Origin of the sequence: Novosphingobium sp. (assembly GCF_030696665.1) — a bacterium.
GTDB lineage: Bacteria > Pseudomonadota > Alphaproteobacteria > Sphingomonadales > Sphingomonadaceae > Novosphingobium.
The window spans coordinates 16,331-30,885 of the sequence record NZ_JAUYRV010000045.1; the positions used below are offsets into that span (position 1 = coordinate 16,331).

A 14,555-nucleotide genomic window follows, 5' to 3' on the forward strand; every position below is an offset into this window, starting at 1 on the left:
GCTGCGCTGCAAGAGCGGCCATGCACTTTGGGACAGGTCGGGATTGGGCGGTTAACCGGATCGAAGGGGGATGTGCCGCATCGGGACAGCGGGAAATGTGCGGATGCGCCCGCACGGACAAAGGATTAGCGGGACAGGGAATTACCGGGATTTTTACCGCCACCATGCCTTTGGACATCGCCTATCGGCCGTTTGAGCTGCCCGCAAATGCGCGGGTGGTGAAGGCTGCTGTGCGTCCAGTGGTGGTGGAGCCTGTGAGCGAACATGCCCCGCGCGATTTTGCAGCGCGCGTGCGGCGACGCGACATGCGCTCGATCCGGCGGGCCTTGCGCGGGCCTTCGGTGCTGCGGCAGCGGGTGGCAGGCGTGGTGATGTTCGGGCTGCTGGCGACGGTGCTGGGGCCGATAGGCTGGGGCGAACCGGGCGGGGTTCAAGCGGCGACGGCGCGGGTGCAGATGGCCGGGCTGCAACCGTTCGAGCGTGGGGGTGACAGCTTTCCGGGGTCGGCGTTCTACTGGCTCGACACGCAGGAAAGTGGGCTGATCGAGGCTACCGAGGCGCAGGCCCAGTGGGACCAGAGCAAAAGCGATGCGGACATCGGTTCGGCCCGCCCAATACTGGCGACCGGGACGACCGAAGACCGCTGGCGCGCTTTGCAGTGCCTGACGACAGCGATCTACTACGAAGCGGCGAGCGAGCCGGACGCGGGACAGCGCGCGGTGGCGCAAGTGGTGCTGAACCGTGTGGCGCATCCAGCGTGGCCGAACACGGTGTGCGGCGTGGTCTATCAGGGATCGGAGCGGCCCTCGTGCCAGTTCTCGTTTGCGTGTGACGGATCGCTGGCGCGCAAGCCGATGAAGGCGTTCTGGGACCGCGCGCGGCGCGTGGCGGCCGATGCGCTGGCCGGGAATGTCTACGCGCCGGTGGGGCTGGCGACGCATTATCATACCACGGCGGTGCATCCGTACTGGGCGCCGAGCCTTGCCTTCATCGGCACAATCGGCGCGCACCGGTTCTACAACTGGGCGGGCGCAGCCGGAAAGCCATCGGCCTTTACCGCGCGCTATGGCGGGAGCGAGCCGATTGCCGCGCCGCATCCGCGCACGTGGACGCCCTCGCCCGCCGACATTGCCGATCCTCTGGCGCTGGAAAAGGCGTTCGAGGCGGGGAAGATTGCGGCGGCTACGACCGTTGCTGCCCCAGCGCCTGCCTATACCGCGCCGCTGCTGCAGCGTGGCGGCGATGCGGTGTTCCGGGCGCAGGGCCTTCCGGGGCTGATTGCACCGGGCGGTACGGCTCCGCGTGGTGAGGCTCCGGCTTCGGGCAGCGGTTCGGTGCTGCCGGGGCATGAAGGCGCAAGCCAGTGGATTGCGCAACCGGGGGCGTGAGGGTTCTGCGCAGCTCGTCGCAAGCCACTCTCGTATAAGGTGATTACCGGTTCCTTTACCCTGTCATAGAACACACTCTTAGCCCGCACGGCGTAGAGAGGTGGCTGTGGAGAGCGGTTCGGCGTTGCGCCCGGGCCGCTGAGGAGAAACGACTGGTTATGGTGCGATTTGCCCCTCGATATGGCATAATTTCCCCGTGCATGGCGCGGCCCGTTCTGGGGCGGCATCTGCGCGCGGTGAACGACAATGCCGAGGACTGGACCGGCTCGTGGCAGCAGCAGGACGCGGCGCTGGACAGCGCGTTGCGCCTGTTTGCGGCGCATGGCTTTTCGGCGGCGGCGCGGGCGCGTGATGCAGCAGTGATTGCCGATGCCAATGGCGATGCAGAGCGCGGCCAGTTCTGGCTTGAGGTGTGCCGCATTCTGGACCGGCGCATGGCGCGCGATTTCAAGACACGGCGGAGCAGCTGACGCACAACAGGTTTGCGGAGAGGAAAACAACAACGAAGCCCCGGTGGAAACGCCGGGGCTTTTTTGTTTTCAAGCACTGCGTCACCGCGAAGGCGGGGATCTCAGGCGTGTTACGCAACCTCTCAGTAAACCTCCTGAGGCCCCCGCCTGCGCGGGGGAGCGGATTGAAAGAAGGTTGAAATCCGCACAGTATTGCTATTGCGAACTCATATCACAAAAACCCGGAAACTAGCTGTTTTTCGCGGTTGCATTCGTCTGCACACCCGCTTAGTGGCCGATTCATTCTGCCAGAACTTTCCTGTCTCGCGGGGCACGGGAGGACTTGGGCGAAAGCTCTGCTGGCATCTGTATGCTTGTCCCCGCGAACGGGAAAGGACCGTAGAGCATGGCACGCAAGAAGATTGCGCTGATCGGCGCAGGCAATATCGGGGGCACACTCGCCCACCTCGCCGCCCAGAAGGAACTGGGCGACATCGTCCTGTTCGACGTGGTCGAAGGCGTGCCGCAGGGCAAGGCGCTCGACCTGTCGCAGTGTGGCCCGGTCGAAGGCTTTGACGCCAAGATCACCGGTTCGAACGACTACGCCGACATTGCCGGTGCCGATGTTATCATCGTGACCGCCGGTGTCGCCCGCAAGCCGGGCATGAGCCGCGACGACCTGCTGGGCATCAACCTGAAGGTGATGAAGGCCGTGGGCGAAGGCATCGCTGCCAACGCGCCTGACGCATTCGTCATCTGCATCACCAACCCGCTCGACGCGATGGTGTGGGCGCTGCGCGAATTTTCGGGCCTGCCGCACAACAAGGTTGTCGGCATGGCAGGCGTGCTCGATTCGGCGCGCTTCTCCACGTTCCTTGCTTGGGAATTCGGCGTTTCGATCCGCGACGTGAACACGTTCGTGCTCGGCGGCCACGGCGATACGATGGTGCCGGTGACCCAGTATTCGACCGTCAACGGCATTCCGGTGCCCGATCTCGTCAAGATGGGCCTGTCTTCGCAGGAAAACATCGACGCGATCGTGCAGCGCACCCGTTCGGGCGGCGGCGAGATCGTCGGCCTGCTCAAGACCGGTTCGGCGTTCTACGCTCCTGCCGCTTCGGGCATCGCGATGGCTGAGGCGTACCTCAACGACCAGAAGCGCATCCTGCCTTGCGCCGCATACGTCGAAGGCCAGTACGGCGTTGACGGGCTTTACGTTGGCGTGCCGGTGCTGATCGGTGCGGGCGGCGTGGAAAAGGTTATCGAGATCGAACTCGACGATGCCTCGAAGGCTGGCCTTCAGGTTTCGGTCGACGCGGTCAAGGAATTGCTGGAAGCCTGCAAGGGCATTGACCCGAGCCTGGTGTGAACCAAGCCGTTCGCCCGGTTTTTGCACGCGTGATCGCAAAGATCATTGCGATAGCTGCGCTGGTGGCTGGCTCTGCATCCGCAGGGGCCGCCACTGGCGACAGTGCGCAAGCCTATCCGGGCGAACAGGTTCTGTCCGCTTTCCGCGGCGCATGCAGCAGCTTTGCCGATTTCGGCAAGGCTCGCGATATGGCTGTGGCGCAGGGCTGGACCGAGATACCGGTCGACGACACTACACCTGGCGGACGCCTTGTCCGTTTTGGCGAGGAAATGGCCGGCAAGAGCGACGACATCACCATGCTAAAAGGCAGTCTGCTGCGTCGTGATGTGGCCGGGCGCGAGCTTTACCTCGCAATATCGGGCGCAAAACTGGACGGAGCCACCGCCAAGGGCTGCCGGATGTATGACTTTACCGCCGCCCTTCCACTGTCGGACGACGCACTGGTTGCCTTCATGGGCCGCGGAGCCGAGAGCAGGAAGGAGCCGATTGCCGGTTTCACGATCGCAACGTGGAATCCGGGAATGGTCACCGGCCAGAGTGAATTTGAAGCCGCGCATCTGGCGCAAGGAACAACGTTGCCGATGGCCATGCCGATTTCCGGTGTGATGCTGAAGGCGCAAACTGTGGAGATCGACAAGCCATGAGCATTCTCGTCGACAAGAATACCAAGGTCATCACGCAGGGCATGACCGGTGCCACCGGCACGTTCCATACCGAACAGGCGCTGGCATACGGCACGCAAATGGTTGGCGGCGTTACCCCCGGCAAGGGCGGCACGACGCATATCGGCCTGCCCAACTTCAACACCGTGGCCGAAGCCCGCCACGCAACAGGCGCTACTGCATCGTGCATCTACGTGCCGCCGCCGTTCGCTGCTGATTCGATCCTCGAAGCCATTGATGCCGAGATGGAACTGATCGTGTGCATCACCGAGGGTATCCCGGTGATGGACATGGTGAAGGTGAAGCGCGCGCTGGTCGGTTCGAAGAGCCGCCTGATCGGGCCGAACTGCCCCGGCGTGCTGACGCCGAACCAGTGCAAGATCGGCATTATGCCGGGTTCGATTTTCAAGGAAGGCACCGTGGGCGTCGTTTCGCGCTCGGGCACGCTGACTTATGAAGCGGTGTTCCAGACCTCGAACATCGGCCTTGGCCAGACCACGGCTGTCGGCATCGGCGGTGACCCGGTGAACGGCACCAACTTCATCGACGTGCTGGAACTGTTCCTGGCCGACGAAGCGACCAAGTCGATCATCATGATCGGTGAAATCGGTGGTGACGCTGAAGAGCAGGCCGCGCAGTTCCTGATCGACGAAGCCAAGCGTGGCCGCAAGAAGCCGATGGCCGGCTTCATCGCAGGCCGCACAGCACCTCCGGGCCGCCGCATGGGCCACGCCGGCGCCATCGTTTCGGGCGGCAAGGGCGATGCAGACAGCAAGATCGCAGCCATGGAAGCAGCTGGGATCAAGGTCTCGTCATCGCCTTCACTGCTGGGCGAAACGCTGGCTGAAGTGCTGAAAGAGCGCGTCTAACTCAAAATCTTGTGCGTCCCCGCGCAGGCGGGGACCTCAGGAGGTTTACGGAACATCAGCGTAAAACGCCTGAGGCCCCCGCCTTCGCGGGGGAGCAGCAGTTTTTGAGGCGCGGTTTTGAACAAATGAAGCCCGGCTACGTCTACATACTGACGAACAAGCCGGGAGGAGTTTTGTACATCGGTGTTACGAGCGACCTCTCGCAGAGGATCGCCCAGCACCGGAGCCGGGCAGTTCCGGGGTTTACCCGGGATTACAACTGCGAACGGTTGGTCTGGTGCGAGAGGTTCGACAGCATCGAAGATGCGCGGACGTTTGAACACCGGATGAAGAAGTGGAACCGGGCGTGGAAGGTCGCCCGCATCGAAGAGCGGAACCCGGATTGGCGGGATCTGTTTGAAGATGGCCTGATGCCTTGAGCAGCTTCTCTTTGAGGTTGCGTAAGGAGCAAGGAAAGCGTGCGGCCCCGCGAAGGCGGGGACCTCGGTGGTGTTACGGAGTGTTGGCTTTCGAGGGCGCTTTATGCGGCCTGAGGCCCCCGCCTTCGCGGGGGTGCCGGTTTCACCGTCACCTGAGGCCCCCGCCTTCGCGGGGGAGCGGTTTGAATTGGGTCAGGTGAATTGCGTTTTGTCCGAAGCCCCCATCCTCCCCGGGGGGACAAGGAGTTGGTAATGGGTTCTGAACTGCACGAATTCGACGTTGATCCTTCGCAGGAAGGACCGCAGCCCGGCCCTTCGTGGGCAAGCAAGCGCTGGCCGATCACCGATGCTGCCTCGGGCGATGACCTGACGCAGGCGATGGACCCGATGGCGATGAAAGTTGCCATCAAGGAGGCCGCGAAGAAGGCGGGTGCGCCGCTGGATGAAGCCGCGCTGCAGCAGGCCGCGATGGATTCTATCCGCGCGATGACGCTGATCCGCACCTATCGTGTGCGCGGGCATCTGGCCGCAGACCTCGATCCGCTGGGCCTGGCCCGCCAGAAGCTGCCCGCCGACATCTCGCCCGAATACCACGGGTTCACCGCAGCCGACATGAACCGCAAGGTCTATATCGGTGGCGTGCTGGGCCTTGAATGGGCGACGCTGAACGAGCTGGTGGCGATCCTGCGCGCCAACTATTGCGGCCACATCGGCTTTGAATACATGCACATCGCCGACGTGGAGGAGCGCCGCTTCATCCAGGAGCGCATCGAAGGCGGCGACAAATCTGTCGATTTCACCCCCAACGGCAAGAAGGCGATCCTTGCTGCCGTGGTGCGTGGTGAGCAGTACGAAAAGTTCCTCGGCAAGAAGTACGTCGGCACCAAGCGCTTTGGCCTTGATGGCGGCGAATCGATGATCCCGGCGCTGGAAGCGATCATCAAGTACGGCGGCCAGCTGGGCGTGCGCGAGATCGTTTACGGCATGGCCCATCGTGGCCGCTTGAACGTGCTGGCCAACGTGATGGCAAAGCCTTACCGCGTGATCTTCCACGAATTTTCGGGCGGCACGGCCAACCCGCAGGACGTGGGCGGATCGGGCGACGTGAAGTATCACCTCGGCACGAGCACCGACCGCGAATTTGACGGGATCAAGGTTCACATGAGCCTTGTGCCAAACCCTTCGCACCTTGAAACGGTAGACCCGGTCGTGCTCGGCAAGGTCCGCGCGCAGCAGGTGTTCCGTGATGACATCGGCGACGATGTTGGGCCGAACGCACGGCACAAGCAGGTGCTGCCGGTGCTGATCCACGGCGATGCGGCCTTTGCAGGGCAAGGCATCGTGTGGGAGTGCTTTGGCCTTTCGGGCGTCAAAGGTTACAACACCGGTGGTTGCATCCACTTCATCATCAACAATCAGATCGGCTTTACCACCAGCCCGCAGTTCTCGCGCGGATCGCCCTATCCGTCGGACGTGGCCAAGGGCGTGCAGGCCCCGATCCTGCACATCAATGGCGATGATCCGGAAGCGGTGACGTTCGCCTGCAAGCTGGCGATTGATTACCGACAGAAGTTTGGCCGCGATATCGTGATCGATATGTGGTGCTATCGCCGCTTTGGCCACAACGAGGGCGATGAGCCTTCATTCACGCAGCCGCTGATGTATGCGAAAATCCGCAAGCATCCGGGTGTGAGCGAGGTCTATTCCAAGCGGCTCGTAGCCGAAGGTGTGATCGACGCGAACCACAAGGGCGAAGTGGAAAGCCATTTCGTGGCCGCGCTCGAAAAGGAATTCGAGGCTTCGAAGGGCTACAAGGCCAACGAGGCTGACTGGTTTGGCGGCAGATGGTCGGGCCTGAACAAGCCGGCCGATCCCGTTACCGCGCGCCGCAACGTGCCGACCGGCATCGACCAGAAGCTGTTTGACAGCCTTGGCCGCACGCTGACCTCGGTTCCGGCTGACCTCACCGTCCACAAGACGCTGGGCCGCGTGATTGACGCCAAGCGCGAGATGTTCAGCAGCGGACAGGGCTTTGACTGGGCGACCGGTGAAGCGCTGGCGTTTGGCAGCCTTGTGACCGAGGGTTACGGTGTTCGCCTTTCGGGGCAGGACTGCGGGCGCGGCACGTTCAGCCAGCGTCACGCGGTGTGGGTCGATCAGACCGACGAGCGCAAGTACGTTCCGCTGAAAACGCTGCCGCACGGCACGTTTGAAGTGCTGGATTCCACGCTTTCGGAATATGGCGTGCTGGGCTTCGAATATGGCTATGCCAGCGCTGATCCCAAAAGCCTTGTGCTGTGGGAAGCGCAGTTTGGCGACTTTGCCAACGGCGCGCAAATCGTGATCGACCAGTACATTGCCGCATCCGAAGCCAAGTGGCTGCGCGCCAATGGCTTGGTCATGCTGCTGCCGCACGGGTATGAAGGCCAGGGGCCGGAGCATTCGTCGGCGCGGCCTGAGCGGTTCCTGCAGCTTTGCGCCGAAGACAACATCCAGGTGTGCAACATCACCACACCGGCGAATTACTTCCACGTGCTGCGCCGGCAGATGCACCGTCCGTTCCGCAAGCCGTTGGTCATCATGACGCCCAAAAGCCTGCTGCGCCACCCGCTGGCAAAGTCGGTCGCTTCGGACTTCATCGGTGACGGCCACTTCATGCGCATCCTGTCGGACACCAATGGTTCGGCGGACAAGGATACCAAGCGGGTTGTGCTGTGTTCGGGCAAGGTCGCCTATGACCTGATCGAGGCGCGCAACGAAGCGGGCGTGACCGATACGCAGATCATCCGGCTTGAACAGCTTTACCCCTTCCCCGGCGATCCGCTGGCCCTGCGCCTTTCGCGCATGACCAATCTGGAAGAAGTGGTCTGGTGCCAGGAAGAGCCGCGCAACAACGGTTCGTGGTTCTTCGTTGAACCGATGATCGAGGAATCGCTGAAAGCCGCCAAGAGCAAGGTTGCGCGCGCGCGCTATGCGGGACGTGCCGCTGCGGCATCGCCCGCAACGGGCCTCGCCAGCCGTCACGCCAGCGAGCAGGGCGCGCTGGTGGCTGATGCGCTGAGCCTCTCGGTCCGCGGTGAAATCCGTCGCCAGAAGAAGAACTGATTTTCCTTCTCCCCAAGGAAGTACGATATGTCGATTGAAGTAAAAGTCCCGACGCTGGGTGAAAGCGTCAGCGAAGCAACCGTTGGCCAGTGGCTGAAGAAGCCCGGCGAGGCCGTGGCGCTGGACGAGCCGATTGTCAGCCTTGAGACCGACAAGGTTGCGGTTGAAGTTCCCGCGCCTGCTGCTGGCGTGATGGGTGCGCTTGCGGCGAACGAGGGCGATACGGTTTCGGTAGGCGCACTGCTCGCGCTGATCGAGGATAGCGTAGCGGCGGCGGGCGCACAGGCCCCTGCCCTGCGCACCGAGGCACCGGTTGCGCCTGCATCGGCGTCGGAAGCTCCGGCACCAGCAGCTGCTCCCGCTGCTGCACCTGCGGGTGAGGCTGCTGCGCTTTCGCCTTCGGTACGCCGGGCAGTGCTGGAATACGGCATCGATCCTTCGAGCGTAAAGGGCACCGGCAAGGACGGCCGCCTGACCAAGGAAGACGTGATGGCTGCGGCACAGGCCAAGCAGGCCGCGCCTGCTCCGGCAGTTTCGGCCCCGGTTGCCGCAGTTGCTGCGCCCGCAGCGGGTCGCAACGAAGAGCGCGTGAAGATGACGCGCCTGCGCCAGACCATCGCCAAGCGGTTGAAGAGCGCGCAGGACACCGCCGCCCTGCTCACCACGTTCAACGACGTGGACATGACCGCGGTGATGGAAGCCCGCGCCAAGTACAAGGACGTGTTCGAAAAGAAGCACGGCGTGAAGCTTGGCCTGATGTCATTCTTCGCCAAGGCATCGGTGCTGGCGCTGAAGGACTTCCCTTCGGTCAACGGCCAGATCCAGGGCGATGAGATCGTCTATTTCGACTATGTGGACATTTCCGTCGCCGTCTCGGCCCCCAACGGGCTGGTCGTGCCGGTGGTGCGCAATGTCGACAAGATGAGCTTTGCCGACATCGAAAAGTCCATCGCCAACTATGGCAAGGCCGCGCGCGATGGCACGCTGACGATGGCCGATATGGCGGGTGGCACCTTCACCATTTCGAACGGCGGCGTGTTCGGCGGGCTTATGTCCACCCCGATCATCAATCCGCCGCAGTCGGCCGTGCTGGGCCTGCACCGCATCGAGGACCGCCCGGTCGTCCGTAATGGGCAGATCGTGGTGCGCCCGATGATGTACATTGCCCTGTCATACGACCATCGCATCATTGATGGGCGCGAGGCTGTGACGGCGCTCAAGACGATCAAGGAAGCGATCGAGGATCCGACGCGGTTGTTGATCGATTTGTGATTTGTAAAAAGACCTTCGTCATTCCCGCGAAGGCGGGAATCCAGTTCCGGCGGTCGCGCGCTGGATTCCCGCCTTCGCGGGAATGACGAAGTGGTTTGATAGCCCAAGTGGTTTGATTGCTAAGTGCCGCTCATGCTGAGCTTGTCGAAGCATGGTCGCGCAACGGAGGCCGAAAATGGCTGAATACGATTACGACGTTCTTGTCATCGGTGCCGGTCCCGGCGGTTATGTTGCGGCGATCCGTGCGGCGCAGCTGGGGCTGAAAGTGGCCTGTGCCGAAGGGCGCGAAACGCTGGGCGGGACGTGCCTCAACGTCGGGTGCATCCCTTCAAAGGCGCTGCTGCACGGGTCGGAGAAGTTCGACGAGGCGGTGAATGGCACGTTCGACACTTATGGCATCAAGACCGGGCCGGTGACGCTCGACCTGACAGCGATGCAGGCGCAGAAGCTGGATTCGGTGAAAAGCCTTACCGGTGGCATCGAGTTCCTGTTCAAGAAGAACAAGGTGACCTGGCTGAAGGGTTACGCCAACTTCGAAGACGCGCACAGCGTGACCGTGGCCGGCCAGAAGGTCAGCGCCAAGAACGTGGTGATCGCCACGGGTTCGAGCGTAACGCCGCTTCCCGGTGTGACGGTGGATAACGATGCTGGCGTGATCGTGGACAGCACCGGTGGACTGGCGCTGGATCGCGTGCCGAACCACATGGTGGTGATCGGTGGCGGCGTGATCGGGCTGGAACTTGGCTCGGTCTGGCGGCGTCTGGGTGCGAAGGTTACCGTGGTCGAATTCCTCGACCAGTTGCTGCCCGGCATGGACGGCGATGTGCGCAAGGAAGCCGCCAAGATTTTCAAGAAGCAAGGCATGGACCTGAAGCTGGGCACTAAGGTGACCGGCGTGTCCGTCAGCGGCAAGACCGCGACGCTGAGCGTCGAGCCATCGAAAGGCGGCGAGGCTTCGACCATTGAGGCCGATTGCGTGCTGGTGGCCATCGGACGTCGGCCCAATGTCGATGGCCTTGGCCTCGACAAGATCGGGCTGGAACTGAACGCGCGCGGGCAGATCGAGACCGATCATGACTTTGCCACCAAGGTTCCGGGCGTCTGGGCCATTGGCGACGTGATCCCCGGCCCGATGCTGGCGCACAAGGCCGAGGACGAAGGCATTGCTGTGGCCGAGAACATCGCGGGCCTGACCGGGATCGTTAATCACGACCTGATCCCCGGTGTGGTTTACACCTTCCCTGAATTCGCAGGCGTAGGCCTCACCGAGGAAGCCGCGAAGGAACGCGGCGAGATCAAGGTCGGCAAGTTCCCGATGCTCGCCAACAGCCGCGCCAAGACCAACCATGAGCCGGACGGCTTTGTGAAGGTCATTTCCGACGCCAAGACCGACCGCGTGCTGGGCGTGTGGTGCATCGCTTCGGTTGCCGGAACGATGATCGCGCAGGCCACGCAGGCGATGGAATTCGGCGCAACGAGCGAAGACATTGCCTACACCTGCCACGCGCACCCGACCCATTCGGAAGCGCTGAAGGAAGCGGCGATGGCGGTGACGGGCAAGCCGATCCATATGTGATTGGCGCGCAATCGAACGCAAGCAAAGGGCCGTCCTTCGGGGCGGCCCTTTTCGTTTGGAATCGCAGGCTTGTTCTTGCGGCGTGACAAGCGGCCCCTGCCCTGCTAGCGGGCAGGCTGACCGATGTCGCCCAACGTGCGGTCAGGCCTGCGTGCAGAACGGACGACACGCAGCAAGGCCTCGCGCCCCACGCGGGTCACCCTCTCTCCAGCGCCTGACCATATTCACACAGGCGGCGGACCGGGCGCATCCTTGCCCGGCCCGATGAACGACAGAAAGACTGACGACCAAGATGGCAGGATACAAGGAACCCGGACTTGACGCGCGGCGCGATGCTTCGGCCAATGCGCGTGCAAAGGCGATTGAGGCGCTGAAGGCCAAGGCCAAGGCCCCCGTCGATCCGGCTGTGCTGGCAGAGCGCATTGCCAAGGCCGAAGCCAAGGAAAAGGCCGAAGCTGAAAAGCGCGCCGCCGCCAAGCAGCGCCGCGATGAGGAATTGGCCGAAAAAGCACGCATTGCCGAAGAGAAGGCCAACGTTCCTCCGCCGCCGAGCGACGAGGAACTCGAAGCCCAGCGCAAGGCCGAGCGTGACGCACGCTATGCCGCCCGCAAGGCGCGGAAGAAGTAGGCGTTGGCAGACGCCCAGCTGGCCCAGCACCCCGCAAACAATTCCCCCGCCACTCCGCCCCCGATGTGGGAACTGGAAGATGGCGATGAACTGATCGATACTGCCCGCGTGCCCAATGGCGCGCGGCTGCGGCTGGTGCGCAATGGCGATGATTTCGTCATCCTGCTCGACCGTAACGAACTGATGAGCACCGACGTCTGCGCCTCGGAAGTGGCGCTTGCGGTGATGACGTGCGAGCGGCTGGGCGCACGCCCCGCACCGCAATTGCTGATCGGCGGCTACGGCCTGGGCTTCACGCTGCGGGCCGCGCTTGCCGTGCTGGACAGCAGCGCCAGCGTCACGGTTGCCGAAATCGTGCCCGAAATCGTCGCGTGGGCGCGCGGGGCAATGCACCGGATTACCGCCGGATGTCTTGACGATCCGCGCGTGCAACTGGTCCACGATGATGTGGCCATGCTGATCGATGCGGCGCGCGGCGGCTATGACGCGATCCTGCTTGATGTGGACAATGGCCCCGAAGGACTGACCCGCAGTGTCAACGACTGGCTCTATTCCCAGAACGGCCTCGAAGCCGCTTCACGCGCGCTCAGCCCCGGCGGCATTCTGGCAGTGTGGTCGGCGTTCCGGGACGAAACGTTTGTGGCGCTGCTGGAAAAGACCGGCTTCACCGTGGAGGTCGTCAATGTCGAAGCGGGCGAAGCTCCGCGTCCGGACAAGACTCCGCTGCAGCACGTGATCTTCTTCGCCACGAAAGCATAATTGCGGGCACCTTTTGTTTGTGCCCCGCCGCTCCCGGCGGTAACCGCAGGCTTTGAATCGAAGGAGCGCCGCAATGGCCATCAAGCTGACCCTGACCGAAGACGAAATCGAAATCCTGATCGATGCGATGGATGCCGACATGGAAGGCTATGTCGAAGCGGCCAAGGAAGCACGCGGGAACAACAACCGTGAAGACGTGAAGACCTTCACCGAAGCGGCCGAACGCATTCTGGCGCTGAAGAAAAAGCTGGAAGCGCTGATCGGCGAGTAATCCCGTGCGGATCACCCGCCGCATCGTTGTAGCCGCGCTGGCGGCCGGGGGCTTGCTTCCGGGCCGGATCGCGGCGCAGCGGCGGGAGATGACGCTGGAAGAGCTGCTCGCCCTGCCGATGTCCGCCGCCACGCTGGCGGGCATTCGCCGCGCGGTCGGCACGCCGGGCATGGCGGTGATGTGGCAGGCCGGTGCAAGGCCGCCGGTGTTCCTGGCTGATGGCCTGCGCGCCGTGGGCCATGCCGAGCCGGTGACCACGCGCGACACATGGCATCTGGGATCGATCACCAAATCGTTCACCGCCACGCTTTTTGCCCGTGCCGTAGAGGCAGGCGTGATCGGCTGGGATACGCCGATGGGCAAAGTGCTGCCCGATGTGCCGCGCCGCTATCGCGCGCTTACAGCGGTTGAATTGCTCAGCCACCACGCCGGTCTGCCCAAGGACATTCCGCTGGATGCGCTTTTCGCAATGCCCCAATACGAACCCGGTACGCGCGAGGCTGATGCGCGCGCCAGCCGCCGCAAGTTTGCCCAACTGGCGCTGAAGATGAAGCCGGTGGCCCGGCCCGGCACCGCCTATATCTATTCCAACGCAGGCTACGTGCTGGCAGCCCGGATGCTGGAGGAGGCAACCGGCCTTTCGTGGGAAGCGCTGCTGCGGCGCGAGGTACTGGACCCGCTGGACCTTGCCAGCGCAGGCTTCGGCCCGCCGGGATCGGCAGGCAGCTTCGACCAGCCGTGGGGCCATGACGCGGGCAAGCCGGTCTATGCCGACAACCCCGCCGCGATGGCGCCTGCGGGCGGATTGCACATGACGCTGGCCGATCTGGCCGCTTGGCTGCGCACGCACCGCGACAAGCCCGCCCTGCTCCGCCCGGAAAGCTGGCGTGAATTGCACATGCCGCGCTTTGGCAGCCAGATGGCGATGGGCTGGTTCGTCGATCCCGACGGCAGCCTGTGGCACAACGGGTCGAACACGCGCTGGTATGCCGAAGCGATGATCGAGCCGCGCACCGGCCTGATCATGGCCCAATGCGGCAATGACATGGCGCTGTTCCACCAGCAGCGCGCATTGTTGCCCGGATTGCGGATGGCCGCCATGATGCCGCGATGACACCCGCTATTCCACAGTTGCTCGATCTGGCAGGTATTGCCGTGTTCGCGCTGACAGGTGCGCTGCTGGCGGCACAATTGCGGCAGACGTTCGTGACGATGGCGTTCTTTGCGCTGGTGACCGGCGTGGGCGGCGGATCGGTGCGCGATTTGCTGATTGGTGCGCCGGTGTTCTGGGTGCGTGATCCGTGGGTTGCGCCGGTGTGTCTGGGCATCGCACTCGTCGCATGGTTCACGCCGAACCGTTGGTGGAACAAGCCGGTGCTGGAATGGGCCGACGCAGCGGGCCTTGGCGCTTATGCGGTGCTGGGCACGGCCAAGGCGCTGGCGTTTGGCGTGCCGCCGGTGCCTGCGGTGTTGATGGGGGTGATCACCGGCTGCGTGGGCGGGATCATCCGCGACGTGCTGGCGGGCAGGCCCTCGATCCTGATGCGCCCCGAGCTTTATGTGACGGCGGGGGCGTTGGCTTCGCTGATTTGTGCGGGCGGCGCAGCGCTGGGGCTGGCAAATGCGGTTGTCTGGCCGGTGGCGGCGCTGGCGGGCTTTGGCCTGCGCGGGGCGGCGATTTACTGGCGGTTGGGTTTGCCGGTGTATTCTTCGGAAGAGGGGTAATCTGCCCGTCCGTTCGTGTCGAGCGAAGTCGAGACACCGTGCAAATGTGTCTCGACTTCGCTC

14 protein-coding genes are annotated in these 14,555 nt (G+C 63.4%); all 14 read left to right on the forward strand.

The genetic code is table 11. The annotated features are described in order from the left end of the window. Positions 1-164 precede the first annotated feature (164 nt). The 14 genes from Q8R81_RS12860 to Q8R81_RS12925 all read left to right on the forward strand — a co-directional run bounded on the left by Q8R81_RS12860 (position 165) and on the right by Q8R81_RS12925 (position 14,492). A complete protein-coding gene (locus Q8R81_RS12860) occupies positions 165-1,388 on the forward strand; it encodes a cell wall hydrolase (protein WP_305618431.1) in 1,224 nt (407 codons plus the stop codon). A 200-nt stretch (positions 1,389-1,588) separates the two neighbouring features. After that, complete coding sequence (locus Q8R81_RS12865; RefSeq protein WP_305618433.1) at positions 1,589-1,858, forward strand: hypothetical protein; 270 nt, start codon at positions 1,589-1,591, stop codon at positions 1,856-1,858. A 385-nt stretch (positions 1,859-2,243) separates the two neighbouring features. Next, a complete protein-coding gene (gene mdh, locus Q8R81_RS12870) occupies positions 2,244-3,206 on the forward strand; it encodes a malate dehydrogenase (protein ID WP_305618435.1) in 963 nt (320 codons plus the stop codon). Next, entirely contained in the window at positions 3,203-3,850 is a 648-nt protein-coding gene (locus Q8R81_RS12875) for a hypothetical protein (protein WP_305618438.1), read from the forward strand. The genes mdh and Q8R81_RS12875 overlap by 4 nt, the downstream gene beginning before the upstream one ends. Further along, positions 3,847-4,737: a succinate--CoA ligase subunit alpha gene (gene sucD / locus Q8R81_RS12880; RefSeq protein WP_305618440.1), complete on the forward strand. Its 891-nt coding sequence runs from the start codon at positions 3,847-3,849 to the stop codon at positions 4,735-4,737. The genes Q8R81_RS12875 and sucD overlap by 4 nt, the downstream gene beginning before the upstream one ends. 125 nt (positions 4,738-4,862) lie before the next feature. Beyond that, the gene (locus Q8R81_RS12885; protein ID WP_292631067.1) at positions 4,863-5,156 is read left to right on the forward strand and encodes a GIY-YIG nuclease family protein; all 294 of its coding nucleotides are present in this window, start codon (positions 4,863-4,865) and stop codon (positions 5,154-5,156) included. A gap of 252 nt (positions 5,157-5,408) precedes the next feature. Continuing rightward, positions 5,409-8,261: a 2-oxoglutarate dehydrogenase E1 component gene (locus tag Q8R81_RS12890; protein WP_305618444.1), complete on the forward strand. Its 2,853-nt coding sequence runs from the start codon at positions 5,409-5,411 to the stop codon at positions 8,259-8,261. 27 nt (positions 8,262-8,288) lie between these two features. Beyond that, a complete protein-coding gene (gene odhB, locus Q8R81_RS12895) occupies positions 8,289-9,533 on the forward strand; it encodes a 2-oxoglutarate dehydrogenase complex dihydrolipoyllysine-residue succinyltransferase (protein ID WP_305618445.1) in 1,245 nt (414 codons plus the stop codon). Between the two features lie 175 nt (positions 9,534-9,708). Beyond that, complete coding sequence (lpdA, locus tag Q8R81_RS12900; RefSeq protein ID WP_305618447.1) at positions 9,709-11,109, forward strand: dihydrolipoyl dehydrogenase; 1,401 nt, start codon at positions 9,709-9,711, stop codon at positions 11,107-11,109. 292 nt (positions 11,110-11,401) lie between these two features. After that, a complete protein-coding gene (locus tag Q8R81_RS12905) occupies positions 11,402-11,737 on the forward strand; it encodes a DUF6481 family protein (protein ID WP_305618449.1) in 336 nt (111 codons plus the stop codon). Between the two features lie 63 nt (positions 11,738-11,800). After that, the gene (locus tag Q8R81_RS12910; RefSeq protein WP_305618457.1) at positions 11,801-12,496 is read left to right on the forward strand and encodes a spermidine synthase; all 696 of its coding nucleotides are present in this window, start codon (positions 11,801-11,803) and stop codon (positions 12,494-12,496) included. Between the two features lie 73 nt (positions 12,497-12,569). Next, positions 12,570-12,767, forward strand: coding sequence for a hypothetical protein (locus tag Q8R81_RS12915; protein ID WP_292622856.1), 198 nt, complete (start codon positions 12,570-12,572; stop codon positions 12,765-12,767). 4 nt (positions 12,768-12,771) lie between these two features. Beyond that, positions 12,772-13,881, forward strand: a complete 1,110-nt coding sequence (locus Q8R81_RS12920) for a serine hydrolase (protein ID WP_305618452.1) — start codon at positions 12,772-12,774, stop codon at positions 13,879-13,881. Continuing rightward, complete coding sequence (locus Q8R81_RS12925; RefSeq protein ID WP_305618454.1) at positions 13,878-14,492, forward strand: trimeric intracellular cation channel family protein; 615 nt, start codon at positions 13,878-13,880, stop codon at positions 14,490-14,492. The genes Q8R81_RS12920 and Q8R81_RS12925 overlap by 4 nt, the downstream gene beginning before the upstream one ends. Positions 14,493-14,555 lie beyond the last annotated feature (63 nt).